Source organism: Streptomyces roseolilacinus, assembly GCF_014649335.1.
Lineage (GTDB): Bacteria > Actinomycetota > Actinomycetes > Streptomycetales > Streptomycetaceae > Streptomyces > Streptomyces roseolilacinus.
This window is the reverse complement of sequence record NZ_BMSV01000024.1, coordinates 10,436-16,027: the sequence shown is the minus strand read 5'-3', so window position 1 is coordinate 16,027 and position 5,592 is coordinate 10,436. Positions and strand designations below refer to the sequence as shown.

General features: G+C 64.2%; 2 protein-coding genes and 4 pseudogenes. 2 read left to right on the top strand and 4 right to left on the bottom strand.

Annotation, left to right across the window (positions count from 1 at the left end; translation table 11 throughout):
- Positions 1-510: 510 nt before the first annotated feature.
- Positions 511-1,325, top strand: a pseudogene (locus IE106_RS29760) (IS5 family transposase).
- Positions 1,326-2,188: 863 nt separating this feature from the next.
- Here the strand turns inward: IE106_RS29760 and IE106_RS29755 are convergent.
- Both IE106_RS29755 and IE106_RS29750 read right to left on the bottom strand, forming a co-directional pair.
- Positions 2,189-2,281 (bottom strand): annotated as a pseudogene (locus IE106_RS29755) (ATP-binding protein); the annotation flags it as partial.
- Between the two features lie 98 nt (positions 2,282-2,379).
- Complete coding sequence (locus tag IE106_RS29750) at positions 2,380-2,661, bottom strand: hypothetical protein (protein WP_189538347.1); 282 nt, start codon at positions 2,659-2,661, stop codon at positions 2,380-2,382.
- A gap of 191 nt (positions 2,662-2,852) precedes the next feature.
- On the opposite strand from IE106_RS29750, the pseudogene IE106_RS29745 reads away from it, so the two are divergent.
- A pseudogene (locus tag IE106_RS29745) lies at positions 2,853-3,659 on the top strand (transposase family protein).
- Positions 3,660-3,903: 244 nt separating this feature from the next.
- On the opposite strand, the gene IE106_RS29740 reads toward IE106_RS29745, so the two are convergent.
- Positions 3,904-5,157: an MFS transporter gene (locus IE106_RS29740; protein ID WP_189538345.1), complete on the bottom strand. Its 1,254-nt coding sequence runs from the start codon at positions 5,155-5,157 to the stop codon at positions 3,904-3,906.
- A 49-nt stretch (positions 5,158-5,206) separates the two neighbouring features.
- Positions 5,207-5,592: pseudogene (locus tag IE106_RS29735) on the bottom strand (hypothetical protein); the annotation flags it as partial.

The window sequence follows — 5,592 nt, the reverse complement described above, 5'->3', positions numbered from 1 at the left end:
GGTCTTCGCCATGATCAAGACCCCGGCCCTGTTAACAACGCTCGTGATCAATACACCTAGGCGGTGTGGTGGCCATGAGGACGTTGGTACGGGCGGCGGGCAACCGGTGCACCCGGTGTTGCGAAGTTGTAGCAGCACGTGAGCGAACGAGGTGGAGGTAGGCCGGCCGAGGGAGGCCGGTGCGGCACATCGTGGCTCACATGGCCAACATGCCTCAACAGCCCCCAGATACGTGTGAGGCACATACGAGACAAAGACACCTGCCTCACAGTGCCTGAAACCTTTCGGCAACCCCAGGTAACCCGCCCTGCGTCCTGCCGAGTTCCTCGTCCCGAGCGCTTTCCGCTGCGCCCGCTGCTCGTCTGCAGTGGATGCCGGCGGGGAGAGGTGTGGTGTCAGGACCGCGCAGGACGCTCGGCAAACCTACCGCCGAAACCGCGTGCGGGATCCGATAAGACCTGTCAGGTCTAAGACCGTGTCCTATGTGGTGAGGCGGTCGTTGAGGTTGTCATGGGGCGGGGTACGTGGAGTTGGATTGTTCCAGACGGACTGTGGGAGATCGCGAAGCCGCTGATCCCGCCGTCGAAGGTCCGGCCGCAGGGCGGCGGGACGCAGGACACGCCTGATGAGACGCTGTTCGCCGCGATCATCTACGTGCTGGTCTCCGGTTGCGCCTGGCGGGCCCTGCCGCCCTGTTTCGGCGTCTCGAAGTCGACCGCGCACCGCCGGTTCCTGATCTGGTCCAGGGCCGGTGTCTGGGGCCGGCTGCATGAGGAGATCCTGCACCGCCTCAATGACGCCAGCCTGCTCGATCTCTCTCGGGCGGTCCTGGACTCCGCCCACGTCAGGACGAAAAGGGGGACGAACTCACAGGTCCGAGCCCCATGGACCGGGCAAGCCGGGTTCCAAGATGCACATCCTGTCGGACGCGAACGGACTGCCCTCCTCGCCGGCATCTCGGCCGCCAACACCCACGACAGCCAGGCCCTGAAGCCCATGGTGCTCGGTCACCAAACGAGACACGACCCCACCACGGCCGCCACCTCAAGCCCCAACGCCTGCACGCCGACAAGGCCTACGACATCCCCAACCTGCGGAAATGGCTTCGCGGCAAGCGCATCGGCGTCCGGATCGCACGCAAAGGCATCGAGTCGTCAGAACGTCTTGGCCGACGCCGGTGGGTGATCGAACGGACCATGTCCTGGCTGACCGGCTACCGCCGAATCAACCACCGCTATGAACGTCATCCCCGCAACTACCTGGCCTTCCTCGGCCTCGCCGCGGCCATCTGCTGCTACAAGCGACTCGTCCGCCTCACCACATAGGACACGGTCTTAGACGCCGTCGGCGAGGTCATTTGCGGGACTGCAGTTGGAGGACGAGCCGGCGGGTACCGACCTCAAGCATGGCCTGCCCACACAGCGCAGAACCCGGAACCAGACCGAACTTGCCATCGAAGCCCGCCAGCTTCTTCCGCGGACGCCAGCGACAGCCACACATCGTCCGGGGCTGCTTTTGGCGGCCCCGCCGTTCGTGGCATCCTGGATGAGAGCCCATTGAGTTTCTGATCGATAAGAGATTTTGCCGCTATCCCGTACCATTCTACTTACACTCCCCTGGGGTAAACTGAATGACTGAATGCGAAGCGTGTGGTGGGACCGGACGGGAGCACGAAGAGTGCTGCTCCGTATGCACTCCGTGCAAGGAGTGCAATGGCTTCGGCGTCATTACTGCTGAAGTCGAGTTCGCAGTGTCGTAGGGGTTGGCCGGTTCTGTCGCCAGCGCCATGGTGCTCTCGGCCGCTCCTGCAGGGGCGTTAGGCGTAGCGAGGTGAGCGCGGGTCGCTTACCAACGATGCCAGACCACTTCGGGTGCATTGTCGCGCGTGATGGAGTGGTCGTCTCTCGCGACAAAGAGCAGTCCCAGAAGACGACGTAGCCGCCAGCGCGCCGTACAGTTCACCCGGGTGGTCTCCGACTCGCGTGCTGCCGATGATCCCAAAGAGGGCGAGGGCTGTCTGGGTTTCCTGATGGGCGCCGGCGACCTCGCCGACGATGAGGTGGGTGCGGGCGAGGCCAAGGTGGTCGAACGCCTTGCTTCGCACAAGGTGCTCGGGGCGGAGTTCGAGTGGCCTTCCCAGGAACTGCAAGGAGCGTTCAGCACGTCAGGTTTACCTGGGGACATCGCAGTGGTGGAGAACCCGGTCGAGGATCGCGGTGGCCAGCACCTCGTCACCGAAGACCTGGCCCCATTCGCTGAAGATCTTGTTCGATGTGAGGATCCTCGGAGGCGCGGTGGCGTAGAACAGGTAGTCGACCTGCGTATCCGATGTCGTGCGGTCTGCCCCTGAAACGCCGTGACGGACGGTCCACCGAAGGTTCAGCAGATGAGGTCTGCGGCCTTCTCCTTGTACTCCTGCATTTCGCCCGCCTCGTAGCCCGCTTCCTTCAGGCTCTCCATTAGTGACTCCGTGTCGCCGCACAAGTGAGGTCGCTGCCCATCAAGGTAGGCCTTGACTCCATCGGCGGGTAGTTCTTCCAGGGCTTTTTTTATATCGCTATTCTTCTCGTGCCCGTAGGAAAACTCGACCCATTCCTTTTCCTGGTCGGTCAGGTGAGATGTGTCGACGAGAGTGCTGCTCCCCCCGCATGAAGCGACCATGAGAGTGCATGACACCATGAGACATATGCGCGCTTTATTCACAGTGCTCTCTTTTAGGTAGAACCCGGAAGTTTATCATACTGCAGGGCTGCTTCGAATTCCTAGCTGCTGAGCCTCTTTCATCCTGTGCTGGAGGGTGAAAGAGGCTGGTCGGCGGGTGTGGTGACGAGGCAGGGCCCCTCGTCTTTGGCGTGGTGATCTCGCTCAACCCGCTGGCGACCGAAGGGGCCCTGTTGGTTCCGTATCCTGCCATGCTCGATGTTCCGCGCGAGCTTGTTGAGCATGTTTCCTGGATGATCTAGGAGCGTCGCCGAGCTCGCAATACCCGCTGGCGCAGGCTCGACTGCTTCCAGCAGGCACTGCTCACGCTGGTCCATCTGCGGAAGAACGAGACGTTCTCGCAGCTCGGAGCCAGGTTTGGGATATCGCAGGCCACCGCCTGGCGGTACGTCGACGAGACGCTGGACGTCCTGGCCGACTGGGCGCCCGGTTTCTACGAAGCGCTCACCGGCCTCGGTGAAGGCGACCACGTCATCGTCGACGGTACCCTGATCCCCATCGACCGCATCGCCGCGGACGAGCCGTACTACTCGATGAAACACCGCCGGCATGGCATGAACGTCCAGGTCATTACCCGGCCCGACGGCACACCTCTGTGGTTCTCCCGTGCAACACCGGGCCGCACTCACGATCTGACCGCGGCCCGGGCCCACGGCATCGTCCAAGCCTGCCTGACCCGGCAGACCCTCGTCCTCGAGGACCGCGCCTACCAAGGCGCCGGCGCCACTGTTCGCACCCCGTACAAGAACCACCGCGAACACCCCGAGCACTACCAGCAGTTCAACCGCGACCACGCCAGGCTCAGAGCACCGGGAGAACGCGCCTTCGCGCAGCTGAAGTCCTAGCGGATCCTCCGTCAGGCCCGATGCTCCACCCGACGCATCGGCACCATCGTCCAAGCCGTCCACACCCTGCTGACCTGCAACTACTCAAGATGAAAGAGGCTCAGTCAAACCAATCATCAAGGGTCGTGACCGTGGCACCCAGCTCGCGCACGTGGTCTGCAGCCAGCGCCCCACGCTGTGGATCAGGTGCCTCCGAGAGCCCCAAACGCATGGGCCCCTGCCGAACCAGCGGTCGGGCCGCCGAGCGCCAGCCCACCACCATGCCGGGACAAGACCATCGCGAAACTGATCCACACCCTGGCACCGCGAAGGAAGCGCCGGAGGCTCGGGGGACGTTTTACAGTGTCTGCGCCGGACGGCAGCCCTCCACTTTGTTGACCTTTCCCACCACCAGCGGGATCACGGAGATCGCCATGACAAGGGCGGCAACGATCAACATGGACCGGCTGCCCAGCACGCCGCCGCCGAATCCACCGACCACGCCACCTAGCGGGAACGACGCGTATACGAGGAACCGCCGCACGGCGTTCACGCGACCGAGCATGTCAGGAGGTGTCGCCAACTGACGCATGGTCAACTGACCGATGCTATACACCGCGCCTGAAAGACCACCGACGAACTGTCCCACCCCGACCGCGACGGCGGACGCCACACCGAACGGAGCCGCCATGAGCGCAATCGCCACCGCACTGACGGCGATGGCCACCATCACCGAACGGCCGAACCCGAAGCGGGTCGCGGCCCAGTCCGCGAGCAGACCACCCGCGACCCCGCCCAGGCCAGCCAGCATCGCCAGGAGCCCGACCAGCACCGCCGGGAAGTCCAACTCCCGCACGAGCGCCAGAACCAGTGACGCGTCCCGGATCGCCACCGCGAAGGCCCCGATGCCGGACGACACACACAGCGCGACGAGAACGCGGTCCTTCAATACGAAGACCAGACCGCTCTTGATGTCACGGAGCACTCCTCGTCGGCCCGACACCTTCGCGGCAGCCAGCTCCGGTGCACGCAGGAAGAACAGAAGCACACCTGAGAAGACGTAGGAGATGGCATCGACGGCAACAGTGACCACGGCTCCGACGAGCTGAACCAGGCCACCGCCCAGTCCGTTGCCCGCGATCCAGGCGACCGAACTGTTGACCGAGATCGCGCTGTTGCCCGCTGTAAGCATCTCAGGAGGCAGCACCTTCGGCACGACGGAGGCCGAAGCCAGGTCGTTCACCACGGTCTGCGCCTGTACGAGAAAGACGACGCAGTACAGGATGGGCATCGACAGCAGGTCGAACAATCCGAGGACCGGCACCGTACCCAGACAGACCGCCCGGCCGAAATCCGTCAGGATCAGAACGGCACGCTGCGGTGCCCGGTCGACGAGCACGCCAGCCACCAGGCTGAGCAGCACATGAGGCACCGCGCTGATCGCGGTCAGGAGGCCGACCGCCGCCGGCGACGCGCCCAGTGTGACCGCCGCCAGCAGCGGAATGGCGAGTCCGGTCACACCCGAGCCGAGCGAAGAGACTAGATGGGCAGCCCACAAATGCCTGAAGTCCGATGAGCCGCGCAACGCCAGAAACCACCGTGGTCCCGTCACCTCGGCACCCCCACGACACAGCGACCATGCGGACCGGTCCGCCCATCGGCTAACGGAAACAACTCTGGAACGCCTCCTCACACGCGGCCAACCGCTCGGCCACCTGGTCCTCAGTCTCACCTCGGACGGTTATCGCCGCAATGGACCTGTCCCATGCGGTGGGAACCTTGGGAACATCGCCGGCGCGAACCCGGAGGTTGCACTGGATCACCCACGGCTCGTTGAGGTGGAAGTCCCGCCGCATCCTCTCACCGGAAGCGTAGATCAACGTGTATCCGGTGAGGTCGTCGCCCTCGCGGCTCGGCACCGGCATCGGCTCTCCCAACTGTGCCTGGAGCATCGCCGAGATGATGTCGACACCCGTACGGTGATAGAAGCCGGCCCGGATTCCGCCGCCGCCCCAGCGGCCGGCGATCTCGCAGAACACGAGGACTA

Excerpts from the sequence above, each read along its gene's own strand:
- IE106_RS29750 (WP_189538347.1), bottom strand. The coding sequence starts at position 2,661 with ATGGTCGCTTCATGCGGGGGGAGCAGCACTCTCGTCGACACATCTCAC.